This is a genomic window from Amycolatopsis sp. WAC 04182 (assembly GCF_003947465.1).
GTDB lineage: Bacteria > Actinomycetota > Actinomycetes > Mycobacteriales > Pseudonocardiaceae > Amycolatopsis.
In genome coordinates this window covers 1,378,332-1,400,453 of sequence record NZ_QHJJ01000002.1, presented here as the reverse complement: position 1 = coordinate 1,400,453, position 22,122 = coordinate 1,378,332, and the positions used below count along the sequence as shown (strand labels likewise).

Sequence of the window (22,122 nt, the reverse complement as noted above, 5' to 3'; positions counted from 1 at the left end):
ACAGATCCCCCCGGCGGTGTGGCCGAAACGATCCCCCTGTGGTCGCTCACCGACGACAGCCTTGTCGAAATCAGTGAGGACGGCTCACTGGTGGTCGTCACGCGCTGGGGCGAGCACGAATTCCCGCACGCGGAACCACTGGTGCGGGAATCGTTGCGGCGTATGGCCTTGGGGCCGGTTTCGCTGGCGAACGTGACCTCTTCGTGGGAGCCCGTCGAACGGGAGCCCGATCTCGAAGGCGAACTGAGCTGGACGGCCGAGGGCGCCGACGCGCTGCGGCAGGTGCTCAAGGAACTCGGCGGTTCCGTGGTGCGCTCACTCGGTCTCGCCGACGGCCGCGGCCCGCTGCTGTCGGTGATCCCGGTCGTGCTCGCGCCGGTGTTCGCACCGGTGGAGATCCCCGCCGGCCGCCCGATCCGGTTGTCCCGCTTCAGTTCCCTGCGGTCCGACGCCGACGGGATGGGCCTGGAGTCGCCGTCCGCGCGCTACCGTGTCGTGCTGTCCCAGCCGTGGGCGGTGCACGTCGCGGCGACCCTCGCGACGGCGAAGTCGGTCGGGGAGATCGTGGCCACGACCGGGATCGATCGCGGCGTGGTCGGCGGGATCGTGTCCTATCTGGTCGCCGCGGGCGTCGTCCAGGCCGCCGGGGAGAACGGCAGGTTCGCCGAGGACGACGATCCCGAACTGGGCGTGTGGTCCCCGGACGAACTGTCGTTCCACACCACGAGCCGGACCTGGCGGCCCGGCGGCCCGGCCGATATCGCCGGGCTCGGGAATCCGCCGGTGGTCAAGGCCCCCACCGGCGAAGGCCCTAGCTATTCGCTGTTCCGGCCGGATCTGGCCGACCGCGCCGAGACCGATCCGACGCTGACGGCGTTGCTGGAGAACGACCACAGCTGCCCCGAGTTCACCGAGAGCGTGCTGTCGGCCGAGCAGATCGGCGAGTTCCTGTACCGCGGCGCGCGGATCCGGTCGATCGGGCCCGCGCATCTGCCGAACGGGCCCGCGCACAGTGCCTCGCAACGGCCGTACTTCAGCGTCGCCTGCCTGTACGAACTCGAGCTCTACGTGTCGGTGAACCGCTGTTCGGGGCTGGACCGCGGGATCTACCACTACGACCCGCTCGGCCATCGGCTCGACCTGGTCAACGACGACGCGGCCGATCTCGACGAGATGCTCGACATCGCGATGATCGGCGGCGGCAACCATCGGTGGCCCTCGGCGCTGATCACCGTCACCGCGCGGATGCCGCGGATGGCGTCGGTGCTCGGTGGTGGCGCGTACGCCACGACGCTGGCGCATGTCGGTGCGCTGCAGCAGACGCTCTACCTCGTCGCCCGCGCCATGGGACTGGCCGCGCACGCCGTCCCGGTGGACGCCGGCGACCGCGTCGACCGCGCCCTCAAACTCGACTGGCCCGCCGAGGTCGGCGTCGGGGAATGCGTGCTCGATTTCCCGGTTTGAGGCCGTGTGAGGGCGTCACCCTGCCGGGGCACGAGTGTCTCAGTTCGTGCGCTTTCTCCGCCCGCCCGCCGATAGCGCACGTTCCGAGAACGCCGCAGGACCCATCTCGATCGCTTGTCGAGCCCGCTGAAATCGCCGACGCGTTAGCTGGCGTACAGAGAAAAGCGACAGCGAATCCGAGGTTGGTCTGATGCAGCTACGAACAGTCGCCACGGCGGCGAACGAGAAAGGCGTCACCGAACCCGGTCGGCACCCTGAGCCGGCGTCCCCCTTGCAACCCGCGGTCCTGCAGGCCATCTCCGCCATGCACGCGAGGTATTTCGACCCGATCACCTTGAGCGACCTGGCACAGGAAGTCTTCGTCAGCCCGTTCCACTTCTCGCGGATCTTCGCGAAGGCGACCGGTGTCACCCCCGGCCGGTATCTCACCGCGATCCGGCTCTTCGAAGCGAAACGACTGCTGCTGACGACATCGCTGACGGTGTCGGACATCGTGTGCAGCGTCGGCTACAGCAGTGTCGGCACGTTCACGAGCCGCTTCACCCGTGCGGTCGGGATGACCCCGACCCAGTACCGCGATCCCGAGGTCGGCGAGCTGCTCGTGGCGATGGCCCCGCACTTCCAGCGGCTTCCGACCCTGGAAGCGTTGCACAGCGCCGGAATGGGCAGCCCGACGATGCGAACCGGTACCGGCACGATCAGCGTGCGGGTCGAGACCCCGCGCGGGGCCGGTCCGGCGACCGTCCTCATCGGACTGTTCGCCGAGTCGATCCCGCAGTGTGGCCCGGTCGCCTTCGGGGGCAGGGCGAACGTCCTGTCGGCGGACATCGAAATCCAGAACGTCCCCGAGGGCCGGTGGACCGTCATCGGGGTGGCCGAACACGCCGCCGGGACCGCGGCGTCCTCGTTCTCCATGGGGACGCTGCCCGGCCGCGTCGACATCACCCGGTACGGCATGGTCCACCTCCGGATGCCGATGCGCGCCCCGCTGCCGACCGACGCGCCGATGGCGATCACCCTCGCCGGCGGTCCGTCGTCGGCGGGGAACCGGATGGTCGCGCCGTCGCCAGGGTACCTGCGCGCGGTGGCCTGACCGAAAGTCGTTCCCGCGTTCTCCCGGTCTCGCAAACCGGGAGAACGCGGACGCAACCGTGGAGTAGCTGGGCTATCACCACGCATGTGACGCTTTAAGCGATCCGGAATTCGAATCCACCCGTTAGGGGGAGAGTGCGTTGGGCAATGGTTGGCGCACGATCAGACGCCGCATGATCACGCCGGACGTCTCCGAGACGTCACTGGACAAGCGCGGTTTCCACAAGAAGAGCCCGGCCGCTCAAGAATTGCTGGAGACCGTCGGTGAGAAATTCCTGCTCGGCTACGCGCACGCGGTCGAAGCGCGTTCCGCCGAGCAGGCGGAAGAATGGCTCGAACGTATTCCGGTGAAATACCGCGGCTTCGCCTACGAAGGCGCGGGAATGGGTTACGGAATGCTGGACGGGCTGCCGGGCGGTGGACGACGGCACATCGCGGAGTTCCTCGACGGGCCCGGTGAGAAGCACGACTACATCATCTACGTCGGCGTCGGCTGGGCGATGGCGCGGCTGCCGCGCTTCCGCTGGCCCTCCGCCGAGGACTTCGACCCGTTGCTGCGCTGGCTGGTGCTCGACGGGTACGGCTTCCACCAGGCGTACTTCAAGACGGCGAAGTACATCGACGGGCAGTTCCAGGACCCCGGCTTCTCCTGGCCGCCCGGCAACGACGGGTACTCGCTGCGCGCGATCGACCAGGGCATCGGGCGGGCGCTGTGGTTCATCTGCGGTACCGACGTCGATCTGGTCGCCGACGCGATCGCGCGCTTCCCGGAGCGTCGCCACGGAGACCTTTACGCCGGGGTCGGGCTCGCCTCGACCTACGCGTGCGGCGTCACGTCCGACGAACTGCTGAAGCTGGCCGAGTTCGCCGGTGAGCACCGCGGGAATCTCGCCCAGGGCAGCGCTTTCGCCGCCGAGGCCCGCGTCCGCGCCGGGCTGCTGATCCCCGAGACCGAGGTCGCCACGCAGGCGATCTGCGGGCTGCCGGCCGAGCGGGCCGCGGCCATCACCCAGGAGGTGCGCCCCGCGACCGTGGTCGACGGCGAACTCCCGGCATTCGAAACCTGGCGACAGCGCATCGCCGAAGCGATTCTTTCTGGAGGTGCAGGGAAATGACCGCGACCTTGGGCTGGCTCCGCAAGCAGCTTGCGGGCATCGTGGCCTTGTTGCTGATGGCGGGTCTGTTCGTGGTGGCGCAGCTGCCCACGGTCTCGACCGCCGAGGCCGACACGATGGCCTCGAAGTACGCGTTCGAACCACTGACGATCGCCTTGCCGGAGGCGGCGAAGAGCCAGTCGATCCGGACGGTGAACAAGGACTACGAGCACATCCGGGCCTGGATCTCGTCGGTCGGCGCCGCGATCGCGGTCAACGACCTCGACGGCGACAAGCTCGCGAACGACCTGTGCTTCGTCGACCCGCGCAGCGACCAGGTCGTCGTCACCCCGACGCCGGGCAAGGGCGGTGACCGCTACGCGCCGTTCGCGCTGGACGCGGCGCCGCTGCCGATGGGCAAGTACATCGCGCCCATGGGCTGCGTGCCCGCGGACTACAACGAGGACGGCCGGGTCGACCTGCTGGCCTACTACTGGGGCCGCACCCCGATCCTGTTCCTCTCGAAGCCGGGCGCCACGAAGCTGGAGCCGAAGGCCTACGAGCCGGTGGAACTGGTGCCGGGCAACAACTCCAAGAACGGCGAGTACTCCGGTCCACTGTGGAACACCAACGCCGCCTCGGTCGGTGACTTCGACGGCGACGGCCACCAGGACATCTTCATCGGCAACTACTTCCCCGACAGCGCGGTCCTGGACGACCGCGTGCAGGGCGGGGTCGAGATGAACAAGTCGATGTCGCACGCGGACAACGCGGGCGGCAAGTACATCCTGCGGTTCACCGGCGCCACCCAGGGCGCGAAGCCGACCGCGTCGTTCGCCCTCGACGACAAGGCCATCCCGGCCGACGCCCAGGGCGGCTGGTCGCTCGCGGCCAGCGCGACCGACGTCGACGGGGACAACCTGCCGGAGCTCTACATCGGCAACGACTTCGGTCACGACCGCCTGCTGTACAACAAGTCCCGCCCCGGTCACGTCGAGTTCGCCGAGGTGAAGGGCGTCCGCGGGCCCAACGACCCGAAGTCCAAGGTGCTCGGCAACGACTCCTTCAAGGGCATGGGCGTCGACTTCGCCGACCTCGACCACGACGGTCTCTACGACCTGTACGTCAGCAACATCACGACGTCTTGGGGGATCGAGGAAAGCCACTTCCAGTTCATGAACACCGCCAAGGACACCGCGGATCTGCGCGGCCGTCTGCAGGGCGGCGAGGCGCCGTGGGTCGACCGCAGCGCACAGGCGGGCACCGCGTGGTCCGGCTGGGGCTGGGACGTCAAGATCGCCGACTACAACAACAGCGGCGAATCGGTGATCACGCAGGCGACCGGGTTCGTCAAGGGCGACGTCAACCGTTGGCCGCAGCTGCAGGAACTGGCGACCTCGAACGACGAACTGCTGAAGCACCCGTCCTTCTGGCCGAACATGGTCGCCGGTGACGACGTCGGTGGCGACCACACCCTGCACTTCTGGGCCAAGAGCCCCGACGGCCGCTACACCGACCTGGCCCCGCGCCTCGGTCTTGCGGTCCCGGTGCCCACCCGCGGTATCGCCACCGGCGACGCCGACGGTGACGGCAAGCTCGACTTCGCCGTGGCCCGCCAGTGGGAGCAGCCGATCTTCTACCGCAACGTCAGCCCCGACGCCGGGTCCTACCTGAACCTGAAGCTGGTGCACGACAAGGCTTCGGCGGACGGTCCGCTCAAGGCGGCGGGTACCGCGGCGATCGGCGCGCAGGTCACCGTCATCACCCCCGACGGCAAGAAGTACATGGACCGGGTCGACGGCGGCAGCGGCCACTCCGGCAAGCGCAGCCACGAGATCCAGATCGGACTCGGCAAGGTCACCGGGCCGGTGAAGGTCTGCCTGCAGTGGCGCGACCTGACCGGGACCATCCGCACCCAGGAGGTCCAGCTGACCCCGGGCAGCCACACCTTCCAGCTCGGCGCTCAGGCTAAGGAGAAATGACCGTCATGGCTGAGCAGACACTCACGGCACCGAAGAGCAACAAGACGATCACGGCCCTTCGCCGGTTCGCGATCTCGATCACCGTCTTCAACATCATCGGCTACACCGTGCTCGGTTTCGAGCAGCCCTACACCTATCCGTTCATCGCGCTGGCCACGGCGTACGCCACGGAAATCCTGCTGGAGATCATCGGCGCCCGGACACAGGGCCGGGGCGTCCGCTTCCGCGGCAACGGGTTCAAGGGGCTCGTGGAGTTCCTGTTCCCGGCGCACATCACCGGTCTCGCGCTGAACATGCTCACCTACGTCAACGACCAGGTACTGGTCATGATGTTCGGTGTCGTGGTCGCCGTCGGCGCCAAGTGGGTCCTGCAGGCCCCGGTGCGCGGCCGGTTGCGGCACTACATGAACCCGTCGAACTTCGGCATCACGATCATCCTGCTGGTGTTCCCCTGGGCGAGCATCGCGCCGCCGTATCACTTCACCGAGCAGGTCGACTCGTGGGTCGGCTGGCTGATCGTCGGCATCATCATCGTGTCGGGCACCGTCCTCAACGCGATGCTGACGCAGCGGATGTGGCTGATCGGCGCCTGGCTGATCACCTTCGCGCTCCAGGCGATCATCCGTGGTCTGCTGTTCGACACCGCGATCCCCGGCGCGCTGGGGATGATGACCGGTGTGGCGTTCGTGCTCTACACGAACTACATGGTCACCGACCCGGGCACGACCCCGTCGAAGCCCGCGTCGCAGGTCCTGTTCGGTTCGGGCGTGGCGCTGGCGTACGGGTTCTTCATGGTCGTGCACGTGGCCTACGGCCTGTTCCTCGCCACCGCGCTGGTCTGCCTCATCCGCGGCGCGTTCCTGTGGGGCCTGCACTTCTCCAAGAAGGCAGGAGAAAAGTGGGAGGCCGAGCAGGCGAAGTCGGCCGAGGTCACGTCCCTGCCGAAGCCGGCCGAGAAGCCGGAGACGGAAACCGGGGCCGTGGCGGCATGACCCACGGTGCGGAAACCAGCCGGGCGGCGCGTCTCGCGCCGCCCGGCCCGCCGCGCCGGGCGACCTTCGGTCTGCTGAAGAAGCTCTTCACCGACCGGCTGGCGCTCATGTCGGACTCGGCGGAGGCGCACGGGGACGTCGTCCGGATCGCGATCGGTCCGAAGACGATGTACCTGGTGAACCACCCCGACCTGGCGAAACACGTGCTCGCGGACAACGCGGCCAACTACCACAAGGGAATCGGCCTCCAGGAGGCGAGGCGGGCGCTCGGCGACGGGCTGCTCACCAGTGACGGCGACGTCTGGAAGAAGCAGCGCCGGACCATCCAGCCGGTGTTCCAGCCCAAGCGGATCGCACGGCAGGCCTCGGTCGTCGCGAACGAGGTCGAAGGGCTCGTGAAACGCTTGCGGGACACCGAAGGACCGGTGGAGATCCTGCACGAGATGACCGGGCTGACGCTCGGCGTGCTCGGCAAGACCCTGCTCGACGCGGACCTCGGCGGATTCAGCTCGCTGGGGCATTCGTTCGAAGCCGTGCAGGACCAGGCGATGTTCGAAGCGGTGACGCTGAGCATGGTCCCGCAGTGGGCCCCGTTGAAGAAGCAGCTGCGGTTCCGGGAATCGCGGGCCGACCTCCGCCGTATCGCCGACGAACTCGTCGCGCAGCGGCTGGCCAACCCCGTCGAGAACGGCGAGGACGTGCTCTCACGCCTCATCGCCACCGACGGGTCCCGCGAGCAGATGCGGGACGAGCTGATCACGCTGCTGCTGGCCGGCCACGAGACGACGGCGAGCACGCTGGGCTGGGCGTTCCACCTGCTCGACGAACATCCCGAGATCGCGGCGAAACTGCGTGCCGAGGCCGACGCGGTACTGGGCGACCAGTTGCCGACACACGACGACCTGCACCGGCTGCCGTACACGGCGAGGGTGGTCGAAGAGGTCATGCGGCTGTACCCGCCGGTGTGGCTGCTGCCGCGGGTGGCGCAGGCCGACGACGAGATCGGCGGATACCACATCCCCGCCGGATCCGACGTCGTCGTCGTGCCCTACACGCTGCACCGGCATCCGGAGTTCTGGCCGGAGCCGGAGAAGTTCGACCCGGAGCGGTTCGATCCGGACCGGCCGAGCGGGCGGCCCCGCTACGCCTACATCCCGTTCGGCGCCGGGCCGCGGTTCTGCATCGGCAACAGCCTCGGCGTGATGGAGGCCGTCTTCGTGCTGACGATGGTCCTGCGCGACTTCGAACTCAGGAAGCTCCCCGGCTACGACGTGGTGCCCGAGGCGATGCTGTCGCTCCGGGTGCGGGGCGGGCTGCCGATGACCGTGCACACCAGGAACAGGAGGTAGGTTCCGTGGATTCGGACGAACAGGTCAAGGTGTCCACTTTGGAGGCCTACGCGGACACGATCCTGCCGGGGGAGAAGCGGTTCCCCGGCGACCACGCGATCGCCGGCGCGGCGGAAGGGCCGGGCGCGGTCGTCGCGGGCGCGCTCGAACTGCTGCACACCGACGCGACCGGGGTGACCGTCGGGCTGCCGTATCTGGCGCAGTCCCTCAACGACCACGCGAAGGGCTACGCCAAGGAGCACGACCTCACCCTCGACGAGTCGCTGCCGCCGTTCGTCGCGCTGTCCTTCGCCGACAGGACCGCGCTCGTGCGGTCGCTGACCGCGCCCGGGCATCCGGAGAAGGACGGCTGGGTGAGCCTCGCCTTGTTCTGCAACATGTCCTTCGACAGCGCCGCGCACAAGCACACCGCCGAAGCCATCGCCGAGGGACACCCCGGTCTGCTGGCGATGGGGTACACCGCGCCGGACGAAGACGGGCTGTGGCGGTTCCCGAAGTTCTCCTATCGCCGCGAGCTGGCGCGGCTCCACCCTGACACGACGCCTTCCGGGAGCCCCGCATGACTGCCTACGACAAGACCGACGTCGTCATCGTCGGCAGCGGGTTCGGTGGCTCCATCCCCGCCTACCACTTGGCCGCGGGCGGGGCGAAGGTCACCGTGCTGGAACGCGGACCCTGGCTGGAGACGAAGGATTTCGAGCACGACTATCTGCTCGGATCGTCCTACACCCGGGCCTTCGATTTCGTCGTCGGCGACGGGATGAGCGTGCTCGGCGGGAACTGCGTCGGCGGTGGCAGCGTGGTGTACTTCGCCGCGATGCCGCGTGCGCCGAAGTTCGTGTTCGAGCGCCACGGCAGTATCGGCCGCCGCATGTGGCCGTCGGCGATCACGCGGGATTCGCTGGAGCCTTGGTACGACCGGGTTTCGGAATCGCTTCCGGTGTCCAAACAGGACTGGAACGACGTCTCGTACGCGGGCGGGCTGTGGGCGGCGTTCTGCGACCACTCCGGCCGGACCGCCAACCCGGCGCCGGTGGCGGTGGACAACGACCGCTGCGTGAACTGCAACTTCATGATGGCGGGCTGCCGGTTCGACGCGAAACGCTCGCTGCTGACCAACTACCTGCCCGCCGCGCTCGCGCACGGCGCGAAGATCCGGCCGCTGCACGAGGTCCAGCGGATCGAGCGGATCGACGACGGCGACTACCGCGTGCACTTCAACATCGTGGACGACGAGGACTACCGGCTCCAGCCGGGCAGCGGGACGATCGACGCGAAGATCGTCATCATCGCCGCGGGCGCCGGCGCGACCCCGGTGATCCTGCAGCGTTCGGAGGCGGCGCTGGGCACCATGCCGCACGGGGTCGGCCGCTACTTCTCGGGCAACGGTGAGCGGCTCAACACCGCGATCATCAACGAGGAGCGGGTCCGCGAGGTGCTCGGTCTGTCCCGTGAGGACGGTAAGGTCTACGAGGCCAACCACATCGGCAAGGGCCCGACCGTGGCGAACTGGGACAAGCTCGACGGTTCGCTGCCGGAGTACGAGCGGTACTCGCTGGAGCAGCTGTACTTCCCGCCGGGGCTCGGCACGATCCTGGCGCAGGTGCCCGACGGCGACGAACCGCGTTGGTTCGGGGCGCAGAAGAAGGAGATCCTCAAGAAGTGGGCCTCCTGGCTGACCATCTTCCTGATGACCGAGGACGACAACGAGGGCGTCTTCGGCGCGCCGCCGCCCACCGGCAACGCCTACCGCATCTCGCAGCAGATGCTCGGCCGTGGTCCGCTGAAGTACGACCCGACGCCGAACACCCGGCACGGCTGGGCGCTGGCCGACGCGGAGTGCAAGGAGATCCTCGAGAAGGACGGCCTGGCGAAGGTGTCGCCGTGGACGAACGACGTCGTCGGCGCGTACACCGTGCACCCGCTGGCGTCGTGCCGGATCGGCGACGACCCGAAGACCTCGGCGCTGCACCCGAACCACGAACTCCGCGACCACCCCGGGATCTTCGTGACCGACAGCGCCTCCGTGCCGGGCGCGCTGACGGTGAACCCGGCGATGACGATCGCGGCGCTGGCCGAGCGTTCGGTGCCGGGTATCGTGCGGGCGCTCCAGGCACGCGGCGTCGACGTCACCTACGGCGCTCCCGCCCCGGACGGCTCCATCACCGGGCGGCGCGCCGTCAGCAAGCTGTCGCTGGTCGCCGGGAACTGATCATGGCACCCGCGCTGGTGAGGTTGGCGCTGCGGAGGGCGTTGCGCGAAGTCCGGTACGTCCGGCCGGTCCCGTTCGGCCGGGCGACCGGGCTCGTGCGCGACGTCTACGGTCGGCTGGAACGCGATTTCGGCATGCTGGCGCCGCCGGTGGCGCTGCATTCGCCGTCGCCGGCGGTGCTCGCGGCGAGCTGGGTGATGCTGCGGGAATCGCTGGTGGCGAAGGGAGAAACGAGCCGGGCGGACCGCGAAATCGTCGCGACGCTGGTGTCGCGAGAGAACTCGTGTCCGTACTGCGTCGAGGTCCACGGGATGGCGCTGGACTCGCTGGGGCGCTCTTCGGAGGCGTCGGCGATCGCTTCGGGCCGGCCCGTGGCAGACCCTCGCGCGGGGACCCTTTCGTCGGGTGCTCGTGCGGAGCTGACCGCGGTCGCGTTCGCGTTCCACTACCTGAACCGGGTGGTGAGCGTGTTCCTCGGGCCGTCGCCGTTGCCTTCGTCCGTGCCGGATTCGGCGCGTGCCAAGGCCAAAGCGGTGCTGGGGCGGTTCCTTCGTCCGGTGGAGGGCGCTCCACCGGGAGAGTCGTTGGACCTGCTGCCTCCGGGCTCGGGTGATTTCGGCTGGGCTGCGGGCAATCCGGTGATCGTCGACGCGTTCTCCCGTGCCGCGGCGGCTTTCGGCGCCCTTGCGGTGCCATCTGCGGTTCGGGAGGTCGTGGAGCGGGAACTGTCCACTTGGGACGGTACGCCGCCTGGGCTGAGCCGGTCTTGGGTGGACGTCTTCGACGATCCCTCGGTCCGGTTGGCCTTGGTGGTCGCGAGGGCGCCTTATCAGGTCGACGATGCTCTGGTCGCTGCCGCGGGGCTGGGGGATCGAGAGTTGGTCGAGTTGGTGGGGTGGGCGAGTTTCGCTGCCGCCGCCCGTGCTGTTTCGGTTGCGCCGCTTCGGGGTTAGCGCGGGCGCTGTCGGGCATGTCGCGAAAGCCACTTTCAGGACGTCAGATGTCCCGAAAGTGGCTTTCGCGACGTCCGCGACCCTTCGCCGAGCCGGATGACCGATCCGGTCAACAACCAGAGAGAAGACTTCGCGCCCGCCGCCGGTTCATGCTTGACCGGACTGCGCGAACGGACGGCGGCCGCGGTTCTGGGGACAGAGCCCGGCGCCGGGACCGGATTCCGTGACTTGAGTCTTGAGAGCTAGGGGAGTGCGGTGGCATGAGCGTTGAGCGGATTTCGATTGTCGGTATCGGTCTCCGATACCCGGACGCCGGTTCCCCGGAAGAACTGTGGGAGAACGTCCTCGCCGGCCGCAGGGCGTTCCGGAGACTGCCCGACGAGCGGATGAACCGCGAGGACTACTACTCGCCCGACCCCAAGGCGCCGGACCGTTTCTACGCCCAGAAGGCCGCGGTCCTCCGCGACTGGGAATTCGACCGGATCAAGTACAAGGTCGCGGGCAGCACGTTCCGTTCGACCGACACCACGCACTGGCTGGCGCTCGACGTCGCCGCGCAGGCACTGGCGGACGCGGGGTTCCCCGAGGGCGAGGGGTTGCCGCGGGCCGCCACCGGCGTGGTCATCGGCAACAGCCTCACCGGTGAGTTCTCGCGCGCCAACATCATGCGGCTGCGCTGGCCGTACGTGCGCCGCACCATCGCGGCCGCGCTCGCCGAGCGCGGCTGGGCCGAGGGGGACACCGCCGCGTTCCTCCACGATCTCGAGGCGCAGTACAAGGCCCCGTTCCCGGAGATCGACGAGGACTCGCTCGCGGGCGGGCTGGCGAACACGATCGCCGGCCGCGTCTGCAACTTCTTCGACTTCGGCGGCGGCGGGTTCACCGTGGACGGCGCCTGCTCGTCGTCGCTGCTTTCCGTGGTCACGGCGGCGAACGCGCTTTCCGAGGGCGACCTCGACGTCGCCATCGCGGGCGGTGTCGACTTGTCGATCGACCCGTTCGAGGTGATCGGTTTCGCCAAGACCGGCGCGCTCGCCAAGCGGGAGATGAAGGTCTACGACGCCGATTCCAACGGGTTCTGGCCCGGTGAGGGCTCCGGCATGCTCGTGCTGATGCGCGAGGAGGACGCGATCGCGCAGGGCAAGCGGATCTACGCCAGCATCGGCGGCTGGGGCGTCTCCTCCGACGGCAAGGGCGGCATCACCCGCCCCGAGGCGTCGGGCCACCGTCTCGCGCTCAAGCGGGCCTACGACAAGGCGGGCTACGGCGTCGAGACCGTTTCCTACTTCGAGGGTCACGGCACCGGGACCGCGCTGGGCGACGCCACCGAGATCGAGGCGCTCTCCACCGCCCGCCGCGACGCCGACCCGCTCGCCGACCGCGCCGCGCTGAGCACGATCAAGGGCAACATCGGCCACACCAAGGCCGCGGCCGGGGTCGCCGGGCTGATCAAGGCGACGCTGGCGGTCTACCACCAGGTCATCCCGCCCGCGACCGGCCACTTCGAGCCGCACGAGTCGCTGGTCGGCGACTCCGCGCGGATGTACGTCCCGGCCGAGGCCACCCTCTGGCCCGCGGACCACCCGGTCCGCGCGGGTGTCTCGGCGATGGGCTTCGGTGGCATCAACTCGCACGTCACCGTCACCGAGGCGCCGGGCGCGGCCCGGCGCAAGGAACTCGACGAGCGGACCCGCTCGCTGGTCGCCGGACGGCAGGACAGCGAACTGCTGCTCCTCGACGCCGACGACGCTGCTTCGCTGCGCGGCAGGCTGACCGGTCTGCTGGAAGTCGTGCCGAAGCTCTCGCTGGCGGAGCTCGGCGACCTCGCGGCCACGCTTTCCGCGGAGCTGTCCGGGAAACCGGTCCGCGCGGCGATCGTCGCGACCAATCCCGAGGACGCCGAGCGCAAGCTGGCCAAGCTGCTCGACCTTCTCGGCGAGGGGGAGCCGGAGGTCTTCTCCACCGGCGACGGCATCTTCGCGGGCTCTCGCGCGAAGAACCCGAAGATCGGTTTCCTGTTCCCCGGCCAGGGTTCCGGGCGCGGCACGGTCGGCGCGCTGCGCAAGCGTTTCGCGCACGCCGACGACATCTACCGCGCGGCGGGCCTTTCGACCGGCGCCGACCAGGTCGCCACAGAGGTCGCGCAACCGCGGATCGTCACTGGTTCGCTCGCCGGGCTCCGCGTCCTGAAGAGCCTCGGCATCGAGGCGCAGACGGTCGCCGGCCACAGCCTCGGCGAACTCACCGCCCTGCACTGGGGTGGCGCGCTCACCGAACGCGAAGTCCTCAAGCTGGCCAAGATCCGCGGCAAGGTGATGGCGACCGCGAGCGACGGCAACGGTGCCATGGCGGGGATCGCCGCCGGGCCGGGGGTCGCCGAGCGGTTCGCCGAGGGCGAAGAGGTCGTCATCGCGGGCTACAATGCGCCCGAGCAGACCGTCCTTTCCGGACCGGCGGACGCGATCGACCGCGTGGTCGCCCGTGCCCGCGCGGAGGGTGTCACCGCCACTCGCATCAATGTCTCGCACGCGTTCCATTCGCCGGCGGTCGTCCCGGCCGCCGAGGCGATGACCGAGGAACTCGCCGCGTTCGACTTCGCCAGGCTCGACCGGCCCGTCGTCTCGACGGTGACCGGTGACGTCCTGCACGCCGCCGAGGACCTGCGCGATCTGCTGCGGGACCAGGTGGTCCTGCCGGTCCGCTTCCGTGAGGCGGCCGCGAAGGTCGCCGAGCGCAGCGACCTGGTGATCGAGGTCGGCCCCGGTCACGTGCTCACCGGTCTGTTCGGCGAGATCGCGCCCGGTACGCCGGTGCTCGCGATCGACACCGACAGCCCGAAACTGGCCGCGCTGCTGAAGGTCGCGGGCGCCGCGTTCGCGTTCGGCGCCGCGCTGGAGACCTCGGCGCTGTTCGACGGCCGGATCGTGCGGACCCTGCCGGTGGACGGGAAGTTCTCGTTCCTCGCCAGCCCGTGCGAGGCCGCGCCGTCCATCGGTGCCGACCTGACCCGCGACCGGGTCGCCGACCCCGCCGCGCCCGCCGAGGCCCCGGCCGGAACGGCTTCGGAAAGCGGGGGCAGCAGCACCCTCGACCTGCTGCGCAAACTCGCTTCCGAGCGGGTCGAACTGCCGCTCGAAGCGGTCACCGCCGACACGCATCCGCTCGACGACCTGCACCTTTCGTCGATCACGGTCGGCCAGCTCGTCAACGACGTGACCCGGGCGCTCGGCCGCCCCGCGCTGGAGGGCATGCCGAACTTCGCGACCGTCTGTCTCGGCGAACTCGCCGAGATGATCGACGAACTCGCCCAGACCGCCAAACCCGCCGACAGCAACCAGGCCGAGGTCGCCGGCGTCGGACCGTGGGTCCGGCCGTTCGGGGTCGAGTACGTCGTCGCGCCGAAGCCGTCGCCCGATCTCACGCCGGGTCTGTCCACCGCCGAGTGGTCGGCGTTCGCCCCGGACGGCCATCCGCTGGCGGAGCCGCTGCGCGCGGCATTGGCCACCTCGGGTGTCGGCGACGGTGTCCTCCTCTGCCTGAACGCGGACAGCGATGCCGGCGACGTCGGCCTGTTCCTCGACGCGGGCCGCGCGGTGCTGGCCGCGCCCAACGGCACGCGGTTCGTCGTGGTGCAGCACGGCCTCGGTGCCTCCGGCCTGGCGAAGACGCTGCGGCTGGAGGACCCGTCGGCCCGCACCACGATCGTCGATCTCGCCGACGTCGACCCGGTCGACCCCGAGGCCGTCGAAGCCGCGGTGTCCACCGTGGTCGCCGAAGTGGCCGCGACCAACGACTTCAGCGAGGTCCGCTACGACGCCGCCGGGATCCGCACGGTGCCGAAGCTCGCCGCCCTGACCCCGGCCGAGGCCGAAGGGACCCCGCTGGGGATCGAAGACGTCCTGCTCGTCACCGGTGGCGGCAAGGGCATCACCGCCGAGAGCGCCTTGGCGCTGGCCAAGGACTCCGGCGCGAAACTGGCGCTGCTCGGCCGGAGCGACCCGGCCGACGACGCCGAACTGTCGGAGAACCTCGGCCGGATGGCGGCGGCGGGCATCACCTACCGCTACGAACGCGCCGACGTCACCGACGCCCGGCAGGTGGCCGACGCGATCGGCCGCGTGCAGGCCGAGTTCGGCCCGGTCACCGCGGTGCTGCACGGCGCGGGCCGCAACGAACCCGCCGCGCTGTTCTCCTTGACCGAGGAGAGCTTCCGCAAGACGCTGGCCCCGAAGATCGGCGGCCTCAACGCCGTCCTCGACGCCGTCGACAAGGACAAGATCAAGCTGCTGGTGACCTTCGGCAGCATCATCGGACGGGCGGGCCTGCGCGGTGAGGCGCACTACGCCACGGCCAACGACTGGATGACCGAACTGACCGTGCGCTTCGGCCAGGAGCACCCCCAGGCCAAGGCGATCGCCCTCGAATGGTCGGTCTGGTCGGGGACGGGCATGGGCGAAAAGCTCGGTGTCGTCAGCGCTCTGATGCGCGACGGCATCACCCCCATCCCGACCGAGGAGGGCATCGAGATCCTCCGCCAGGTCGTCGGCGACCCGGCCGCCCCGTCGGTGCTGGTCGTCTGCGGCCGGACCGCGGGCCTGGTCACCCTGCCGGTGGAGAAGCGCGAACTGCCGCTGACCCGCTTCGTCGACCGGGCCGTCGTGCACTACCCCGGTGTCGAGCTGATCACCGAGGCCGACCTGTCCGCGGGCAGCGACCCGTATCTGGCCGACCACCTGCTCGACGGTCAGCTGCTGTTCCCGGCGGTGATCGGCATGGAGGCGATGACCCAGGTCGCCAAAGCCGCTCTCGGCGCGGAAACGCTGCCGGCGCCGGTGTTCTCCGACGTCGAGTTCCTGCGCCCGATCATCGTCTCGCCGGGCGGGTCGACCACGATCCGGCTCGCCGCGCTGGCCAGGGACGCCGAAACGGTGGACGTGGTGCTGCGCAGCGGGGAGACCGGGTTCAGCGCCGACCACTTCCGGGCCCGGCTGCGGTTCTCCCGGCCGGATCCGCTCGGCGAGACCGTCGTCCGCGACGTCGCGCTGCCGCCCGTCCCGGTCGACCCGACGACCGAGCTGTACGGCACGGTCCTGTTCCAGGGCAAGCGATTCCAGCGGGTCACCGGCTACCGGCGGGCCAGCGCGCGGCACGCGGTCGCGGAGATCGCGACCGGCGCCGAGGTCGACTGGTTCGCGCCGTTCCTCCCGCAGGAGAAGCTGCTGGCCGACCCGGGCACCCGCGACGCGATGATGCACGCGATCCAGTGCTGTGTCCCGGACGCGACCCTGCTGCCGCAAGGGATCGAGCGGCTGTACCTCGCCGAACCCGGCGAGCAGGACCCGGAGTACGTGCTCCTCGACGCCCGTGAGCGTTCGCAGGACGGCGACAGCTACCTCTACGACCTCGACGTCCGCAACCCCGACGGGAAGCTGGTCGAGCGCTGGGAAGGGCTGAAGCTGCGCGCGGTCCGCAAGCGTGACGGCGAAGGACCTTGGGTCCCGTCGATGCTCGGGTCCTATTTGGAGCGTTCCGTGGAACGGCTGCTCGGCTCGTCCCGCGCGATCGTCGTCGAACCGGACCCGGTGGGCGTTTCGGTGGAGACCACGCCGGAACGTCGGGCACAGACGGCGCTGGCCGCCGGCCGCGCCGTCGATTCCCCGCTCGAGATCCGCTACCGCCCGGACGGGAAACCGGAAGCCGACGGGGTCGAGGTGAGCGCGTCGCACAGCTCCGACCTCACCCTCGCGATCGCGGGCAGCGGCCGGATCGCGTGCGACGTCGAAACCGCGATCGAGCGGACGCCCGAGGACTGGGCCGGGCTGCTCGGTGAGGATCTGCTGTCGGTGGGCGAACTGCTCGCCGCGGACGCCCGCGAGCCGCTTTCGGTCGCGCACACCAGGGTCTGGAGCGCGCTGGAATGCGTGCGCAAGACCGGGGACATGACACAGGCGCTCACCGTGCACCGGGTCGACCCGGACGGCTGGGCGGTGCTTTCCCACGGCGCCGCCCGCATCGCCACCTGGGTGACGACCGTCAACGACCGGACCGATCCCGTCGTCTTCGCGGTGCTCCAGGGAGAGGAGAACTGACATGGCCGACTACTACGAGATCCTGCATACCGTCGGGTTCGAAGAGACCAACCTGGTGGGCAACGTCTACTACGTGAACTACGTGCGCTGGCAGGGCCGGTGCCGTGAAATGTTCCTGAAGGAGAAGGCGCCCGCGGTACTCGAAGAGGTCCGCGCCGACCTCAAGCTCTTCACGCTCAAGGTGGAGTGCGAGTTCTTCGCGGAGATCACCGCGTTCGACGAGCTGTCCATCCGGCTGCGGCTGGAGGAGCTGACCCAGACGCAGGTCCAGTTCGCCTTCGACTACGTCCACCTCACCGACGAGGGCGAGCGGCTGGTGGCCCGCGGACGGCAGCGGATCGCCTGCATGCGCGGCCCGAACACGGCCACGGTGCCCAGCAGGGTGCCCGAGCAGCTGCGTGAGGCGCTGGCCCCGTACGCGGTCGACGGCAAGGGGGAATGAAGTGGGCACGCTGGACGAGCCTTCGCGGCCCGTGCTGAAACGCCTGCCGTCGCCCGCCGCCCGCCGCCGGTTGTCCGCGCAGGCCGGGTTGCGGGAGGTGATGGGCCAGTTCGCCACCGGGGTCACCGTGCTGACCGCCGGGGGCGAACGGGCCCACGGGATGACCGCCAACGCCGTCACCTCCGTGTCGCTGGAGCCGCCGATGGTGCTGTGCTGCGTTTCCCGCGCGGCCCGGATGCACGAGGCGATCGTGACGGCGGGTTCGTACGCGGTCACGGTGCTGGCGTCGGATCAGAAGGAACTGGCGAAGTACTTCGCCGACTGGCGCCGTCCCGCCGGGCTCGCCCAGTTCGACTCGGTGGACTGGACGGCCGGTCCGCAGACCGGCGCCCCGCTGCTCGACGGCGCGCTGGCGTGGCTGGAATGCGAGCTGGCCGAAGTCTACGAAGGCGGTGACCACTCGATCTTCCTCGGCAAGGTGGTCGCCTCCAGCCGCGGCACCGCGCAGGACTCGCTGGTCTTCTACAGCGGCGGCTACCACCAGATCGACGGCCGGATCCGGGCATCGGCCTAAGTGGTCACCATCGGAAGAGAGGAAAGGTCATGACCATCAACGAATCCGCCACCGCAGACCGATCGGACGAGACGCCCTCCCCGGCGCGTACGCCCGAGCGGCCGCCGGTGGTGACCACGATGCCCCGGCTCGGACGGGGGGTGTGCTGGCGCGACATCGTGCGCGAGATCGAACTCGACGAACTCGAGCGTGACGCCCGTATGCGGGAGGCGGCGTGACCCTGCAGGGTGATCCGGGCGCTCAGCGCACGGAGGCCTCCGAGGTGGTGCCGCTGCCGGAGGACCGGCGGCGGCGTCCCCGGGTCCCGAGGGCGGGCGACGGGCAGGTGATCCCCCTCGCCCGCGGCGCCGAACCGGTTCACCCGCCGCAGCCGACGATGCCGTTGCTGCGCGCCCAGCGCGACGAGCTGCGTGAGCACATCGTCGACGGACGGCTCGACGGCGTCCGCCGGCAGCACTCGCTCGGCAAGCACACCGCGCGGGAACGGCTGGATCTGCTGCTGGACGAGGATTCCTTCACCGAGGTCGAGCTGTACCGGCGGCATCAGGCGAGCGGGCTCGGGCTGGCGGAGAACCGGCCGTACACCGACGGCGTCATCGCCGGCTCGGGCACCATCGACGGACGGCGGGTGTTCGTCTACGCGCAGGACTTCACCGTCTTCGGCGGTTCGCTCGGCGAGGCGCACGCGGCGAAGATCCACAAGGTGATCGATCTGGCGATCGCCACCGGCTCGCCGCTGATCGGGCTCAACGACAGCGGGGGAGCGCGGATCCAGGAAGGCGTCATGGCGCTCGACGGCTACGGCGGAATCTTCCGCCGCCAGGTCGAGGCGTCCGGCGTCATCCCGCAGATCAGCGTGGTGCTGGGGCCGTGCGCGGGCGGGGCGGCGTATTCGCCCGCGCTCGCGGATTTCGTCTTCATGGTGCGCGACACCGCCCGCATGTACCTGACCGGGCCGGACGTCGTCGAGACCGTGACCGGGGAACGGGTCAGCCACGACGAACTGGGGGGCGCGGACGTGCACGGCGCGTCGTCCGGCGTGGCGACCGTGGTGCACGACGACGAGGAGAGCTGCCTCGCCGACGTCCGCTACCTGGTCTCGCTGCTGCCGTCGAACTACCTGGAGTCCGCGCCCCGCGAGCCGTCGCGGGACGCGGGCAAGGACCGGCGGCCCAGGTTCGCCGAGCTCGTCCCGGTGGAGCCGAACAAGCCGTACGACATGCGCGACGTGTTCGCGGAACTGGCCGACGACGGCGAGTTCTTCGAACTGCACGAGCGATGGGCGGGGAACGTGCTGTGCGCGCTCGCGCGGATCGACGGGCGGGTGGTCGGCCTGGTCGGCAACCAGCCGGTGGTGTTCGCCGGCGTGCTCGACGGCCCGGCGTCGCAGAAGGCGGCGCGGTTCGTGCGGTTCTGCGACGCGTTCAGCATCCCGCTGGTGACGCTCGTGGACGTCCCCGGCTTCCTGCCGGGGGTCGAGCAGGAACACTCGGGGATCATCCGGCACGGGGCCCAGCTGCTGCACGCCTACTGCGAGGCGACCGTGCCGCGCGTCCAGGTCATCCTGCGCAAGGCGTACGGCGGCGCGTACATCGTGATGGACTCGCGGTCCATCGGGACCGACCTCTCGCTGGCGTGGCCGACCAACCAGATCGCCGTGATGGGCGCCGAGGGCGCGGTCAACGTGCTGTTCCGCAAGGATCTCGCCGCCGCGTCCGATCCGGACGCGTTGCGCGCACGCCTGGTCGCCGAATACACCGAAGAGTTCATGAACCCGCAGTACTCGGCCGAACGCGGGCTGGTCGACGACATCATCGACCCCGCGGACACCCGGTCCGCCGTCGCCAGGGCGCTGGACATGCTGCAGGACAAGCGGAAGGCGGCGCCCCAGCGCAAACACGGCAACCACCCGATCTGAACGGGGGAACCATGTCACCGTCCGGAATGGACAGTGCGCCGGTCTTCCGGGTCCTGCGCGGAGACCCGGAAGACGCCGAACTGGCGGCACTCGTTGCCGTCTTCACCGCGTTGGCCTTCGCCGCGCCCCCGGCCGTCGTGCCGTCCCGCTCCGCCTGGTCGCCTCGCGCCCCGGAGACCTGGCGCACTTCGACGCTGCGCTAGAAAACGCGCGAGTCCGTGATGCTCCCCGGACTCGCGCGTACTCACGCGAGACGCCGCGCGGCCTCGGTCTCCCGCGGCGGCGGATACGTACTGTGGCCGGCGTGCACCGCGACGTAGAGGATCCCTCCGTCGAGCACGGCCTCCAGATCCGTTCGCTCCCCAGGCGCGAACGGCCCGCCGCAGGCCGCACAGGTCCGCTGCCGCGCCGCGGCGCTCATTGCCGATCCCGCTGCTCGGGGACCGCCGGGTCTGGCCACGACAGGCCCAGCAAATCGACGTCGACTTCGTCGTCGGCGTAGATCTCGTACGGGTCGAGACGTTCGGTCATGGTGCGCTCCCTGGGTGTCGAGGTACCTCAAGGGCACTACCGGCGGCCCTCCGGCGGCGACTTTTCCTTTGCTCACCGAGACCTCCGACCGTCCTCGAGCGCGTCACGATCGGACGGGTCCATCCTTGGTTGTCAAGTGAGTCGTTCATCGAAGGCCGGGAGGAACGTCATGACGGCACAGGTGCGAATTTGGGTCGTGACCGATGATTTCGACCCGCGCGCGGCCGCGGAGGCCGGCGCGGCGGTGACCATCCCGGAGCCGAGGCAGTCCGGTGAAAACGATTTCCCGGCCGAGCACATCATCCTCGGTTACAACTAGTACCCCAGCACGGACGAAGAAGACCGCCGGGTATCGCGCGCGCGACGATGAGGTTTCGCCCGCGAACCCGCCAGACCACGAGGAGGCCTCCGGATGGCTATGCGCCTCCAGCTCACGTCGGGTTTGCAGGTGTTGGAAGAATGGGCGATCAATGCTCCGCAGGCCGACCGCAATGTCGTCTACGAAGCGCTTTTCGCGGTGGCGGACGGTTCCGCCTTCCTCATCTACGACATTTTCGGAGACAATCGGGAACCGCATCAGTTCCTCTTTCTGGTGAAACACGACCTCGTCCTCCGTATCGGGATCGATCGGGCCGATTCCTCGTTCGAGATCGTCTACATCGGGGCGCTGGAGCAGGGCACACCCGCGGCGGCCTGGGCTGAGGAATCCGACGAATCCTGACCCCGGTACCGCCGAACGGACCAGTCCGGGCGGCAGTGGATCATGTGTTCCTCATCTTGACATCGTCCAGTTGGGCGTGAAATTCTTCCGGTGTTTGCGGCTGGGGATATTACGTCGAAGCCTGAATTGCGATATCAAGGTCTTGGAGGCGTGAAAGATGTCATCACCTGAATTCCCGGGATTGGATGTTTCCACTCGGGTACGCGCACGTGACATTCAGATGGCCGGAGTCGCCGACGTCCGGCGGCGGGTGCTGATGATCTCCGGGGCGATCGACACCACCGAACACGACATCTCGGTCAGTGTCAATCTCCCGGAACCGGGCCGCTGGCAGGTGATCAAGTCCGAGACCAACCTGACCGACAAGACCTGGGTCGCGATGCAGGTCGTCACCGACGAGGACTCCACCTTCGTCAACGACGCCGAGACGCTCGTCCTTTCCCGCCAGTTCTCGAAATCCTTCATGACGCCGGATCAGCGCCGCCTCACCTTCTACGACGGTGAAGTCCGGCCCGGCGAAGCGGTGCTCAAGGTGTACTCGCTCGACGCGGGCGGGCGGAAGCCGACTTACTCGTACTCCCGCTACAGCCCGATCGCGACGGACACCGCCGAGCAGTCCCGGCAGACACTGGACGAAATGATCAGCAACGGGATGAAGCAGCGTCCCGTGATCGAGCTGATCGTCCCGGTGACCGTGATCGGCTGAGTA

The 22,122-nt window shown here is 69.3% G+C and carries 19 protein-coding genes; 18 read left to right on the top strand and 1 reads right to left on the bottom strand.

Going from position 1 to position 22,122, the window contains the following annotated elements; translation table 11 throughout:
• The first annotated feature begins 18 nt into the window (after nucleotides 1-18).
• From DMH01_RS13720 to DMH01_RS13650, 15 genes are all read left to right on the top strand, one after another.
• Nucleotides 19-1,464 (top strand): SagB family peptide dehydrogenase, encoded by a 1,446-nt coding sequence (locus DMH01_RS13720; RefSeq protein ID WP_125676787.1) that lies wholly within the window; start codon nucleotides 19-21, stop codon nucleotides 1,462-1,464.
• A gap of 190 nt (nucleotides 1,465-1,654) precedes the next feature.
• Entirely contained in the window at nucleotides 1,655-2,557 is a 903-nt protein-coding gene (locus DMH01_RS13715; RefSeq protein ID WP_125676547.1) for an AraC family transcriptional regulator, read from the top strand.
• Between the two features lie 160 nt (nucleotides 2,558-2,717).
• Nucleotides 2,718-3,671 carry a DUF1702 family protein gene (locus DMH01_RS13710; RefSeq protein WP_255432049.1) on the top strand — a complete coding sequence of 318 codons (954 nt, stop codon included), beginning with the start codon at nucleotides 2,718-2,720 and terminating at the stop codon, nucleotides 3,669-3,671.
• Nucleotides 3,668-5,632, top strand: a complete 1,965-nt coding sequence (locus DMH01_RS13705) for a CRTAC1 family protein (RefSeq protein WP_125676543.1) — start codon at nucleotides 3,668-3,670, stop codon at nucleotides 5,630-5,632. Before DMH01_RS13710 ends, DMH01_RS13705 begins: the two co-directional genes overlap by 4 nt.
• On the top strand, nucleotides 5,629-6,624 hold the full coding sequence (locus DMH01_RS13700) for an enediyne biosynthesis protein (RefSeq protein ID WP_199745469.1): 996 nt from the start codon (nucleotides 5,629-5,631) through the stop codon (nucleotides 6,622-6,624). Before DMH01_RS13705 ends, DMH01_RS13700 begins: the two co-directional genes overlap by 4 nt.
• Nucleotides 6,621-7,973, top strand: coding sequence for a cytochrome P450 (locus DMH01_RS13695; RefSeq protein ID WP_125676539.1), 1,353 nt, complete (start codon nucleotides 6,621-6,623; stop codon nucleotides 7,971-7,973). The genes DMH01_RS13700 and DMH01_RS13695 overlap by 4 nt, the downstream gene beginning before the upstream one ends.
• A 5-nt stretch (nucleotides 7,974-7,978) precedes the next feature.
• A complete protein-coding gene (locus tag DMH01_RS13690; RefSeq protein ID WP_125676537.1) occupies nucleotides 7,979-8,536 on the top strand; it encodes a DUF5987 family protein in 558 nt (185 codons plus the stop codon).
• A complete protein-coding gene (locus tag DMH01_RS13685; protein ID WP_125676535.1) occupies nucleotides 8,533-10,185 on the top strand; it encodes a GMC family oxidoreductase N-terminal domain-containing protein in 1,653 nt (550 codons plus the stop codon). Before DMH01_RS13690 ends, DMH01_RS13685 begins: the two co-directional genes overlap by 4 nt.
• Before the next feature lie 2 nt (nucleotides 10,186-10,187).
• Nucleotides 10,188-11,138 carry a carboxymuconolactone decarboxylase family protein gene (locus DMH01_RS13680; RefSeq protein WP_125676533.1) on the top strand — a complete coding sequence of 317 codons (951 nt, stop codon included), beginning with the start codon at nucleotides 10,188-10,190 and terminating at the stop codon, nucleotides 11,136-11,138.
• Between the two features lie 260 nt (nucleotides 11,139-11,398).
• Entirely contained in the window at nucleotides 11,399-17,227 is a 5,829-nt protein-coding gene (locus DMH01_RS13675; protein ID WP_125676531.1) for a type I polyketide synthase, read from the top strand.
• A gap of 1 nt (nucleotide 17,228) precedes the next feature.
• Nucleotides 17,229-17,669 carry a thioesterase family protein gene (locus DMH01_RS13670; protein WP_034313761.1) on the top strand — a complete coding sequence of 147 codons (441 nt, stop codon included), beginning with the start codon at nucleotides 17,229-17,231 and terminating at the stop codon, nucleotides 17,667-17,669.
• Between the two features lies 1 nt (nucleotide 17,670).
• On the top strand, nucleotides 17,671-18,243 hold the full coding sequence (locus DMH01_RS13665; protein WP_125676529.1) for a flavin reductase family protein: 573 nt from the start codon (nucleotides 17,671-17,673) through the stop codon (nucleotides 18,241-18,243).
• Between the two features lie 29 nt (nucleotides 18,244-18,272).
• Complete coding sequence (locus DMH01_RS13660) at nucleotides 18,273-18,461, top strand: DUF6222 family protein (RefSeq protein WP_125676527.1); 189 nt, start codon at nucleotides 18,273-18,275, stop codon at nucleotides 18,459-18,461.
• Nucleotides 18,458-20,161, top strand: a complete 1,704-nt coding sequence (locus DMH01_RS13655) for an acyl-CoA carboxylase subunit beta (protein ID WP_125676525.1) — start codon at nucleotides 18,458-18,460, stop codon at nucleotides 20,159-20,161. The genes DMH01_RS13660 and DMH01_RS13655 overlap by 4 nt, the downstream gene beginning before the upstream one ends.
• Before the next feature lie 11 nt (nucleotides 20,162-20,172).
• Complete coding sequence (locus DMH01_RS13650; protein WP_125676523.1) at nucleotides 20,173-20,364, top strand: acyl-CoA carboxylase subunit epsilon; 192 nt, start codon at nucleotides 20,173-20,175, stop codon at nucleotides 20,362-20,364.
• A gap of 41 nt (nucleotides 20,365-20,405) precedes the next feature.
• Here DMH01_RS13650 and DMH01_RS42975 read toward each other — a convergent pair whose 3' ends face one another.
• Entirely contained in the window at nucleotides 20,406-20,582 is a 177-nt protein-coding gene (locus tag DMH01_RS42975; protein ID WP_199745468.1) for a hypothetical protein, read from the bottom strand.
• A gap of 279 nt (nucleotides 20,583-20,861) precedes the next feature.
• Between DMH01_RS42975 and DMH01_RS42970 the strand changes: the two genes are divergently transcribed.
• From DMH01_RS42970 to DMH01_RS13640, 3 genes are all read left to right on the top strand, one after another.
• The gene (locus tag DMH01_RS42970) at nucleotides 20,862-21,011 is read left to right on the top strand and encodes a hypothetical protein (RefSeq protein ID WP_199745467.1); all 150 of its coding nucleotides are present in this window, start codon (nucleotides 20,862-20,864) and stop codon (nucleotides 21,009-21,011) included.
• A 93-nt stretch (nucleotides 21,012-21,104) separates the two neighbouring features.
• Nucleotides 21,105-21,413, top strand: a complete 309-nt coding sequence (locus DMH01_RS13645) for a DUF6235 family protein (RefSeq protein ID WP_125676522.1) — start codon at nucleotides 21,105-21,107, stop codon at nucleotides 21,411-21,413.
• A 220-nt stretch (nucleotides 21,414-21,633) separates the two neighbouring features.
• The gene (locus DMH01_RS13640) at nucleotides 21,634-22,119 is read left to right on the top strand and encodes a DUF6423 family protein (protein ID WP_034313773.1); all 486 of its coding nucleotides are present in this window, start codon (nucleotides 21,634-21,636) and stop codon (nucleotides 22,117-22,119) included.
• Nucleotides 22,120-22,122: the final 3 nt, after the last annotated feature.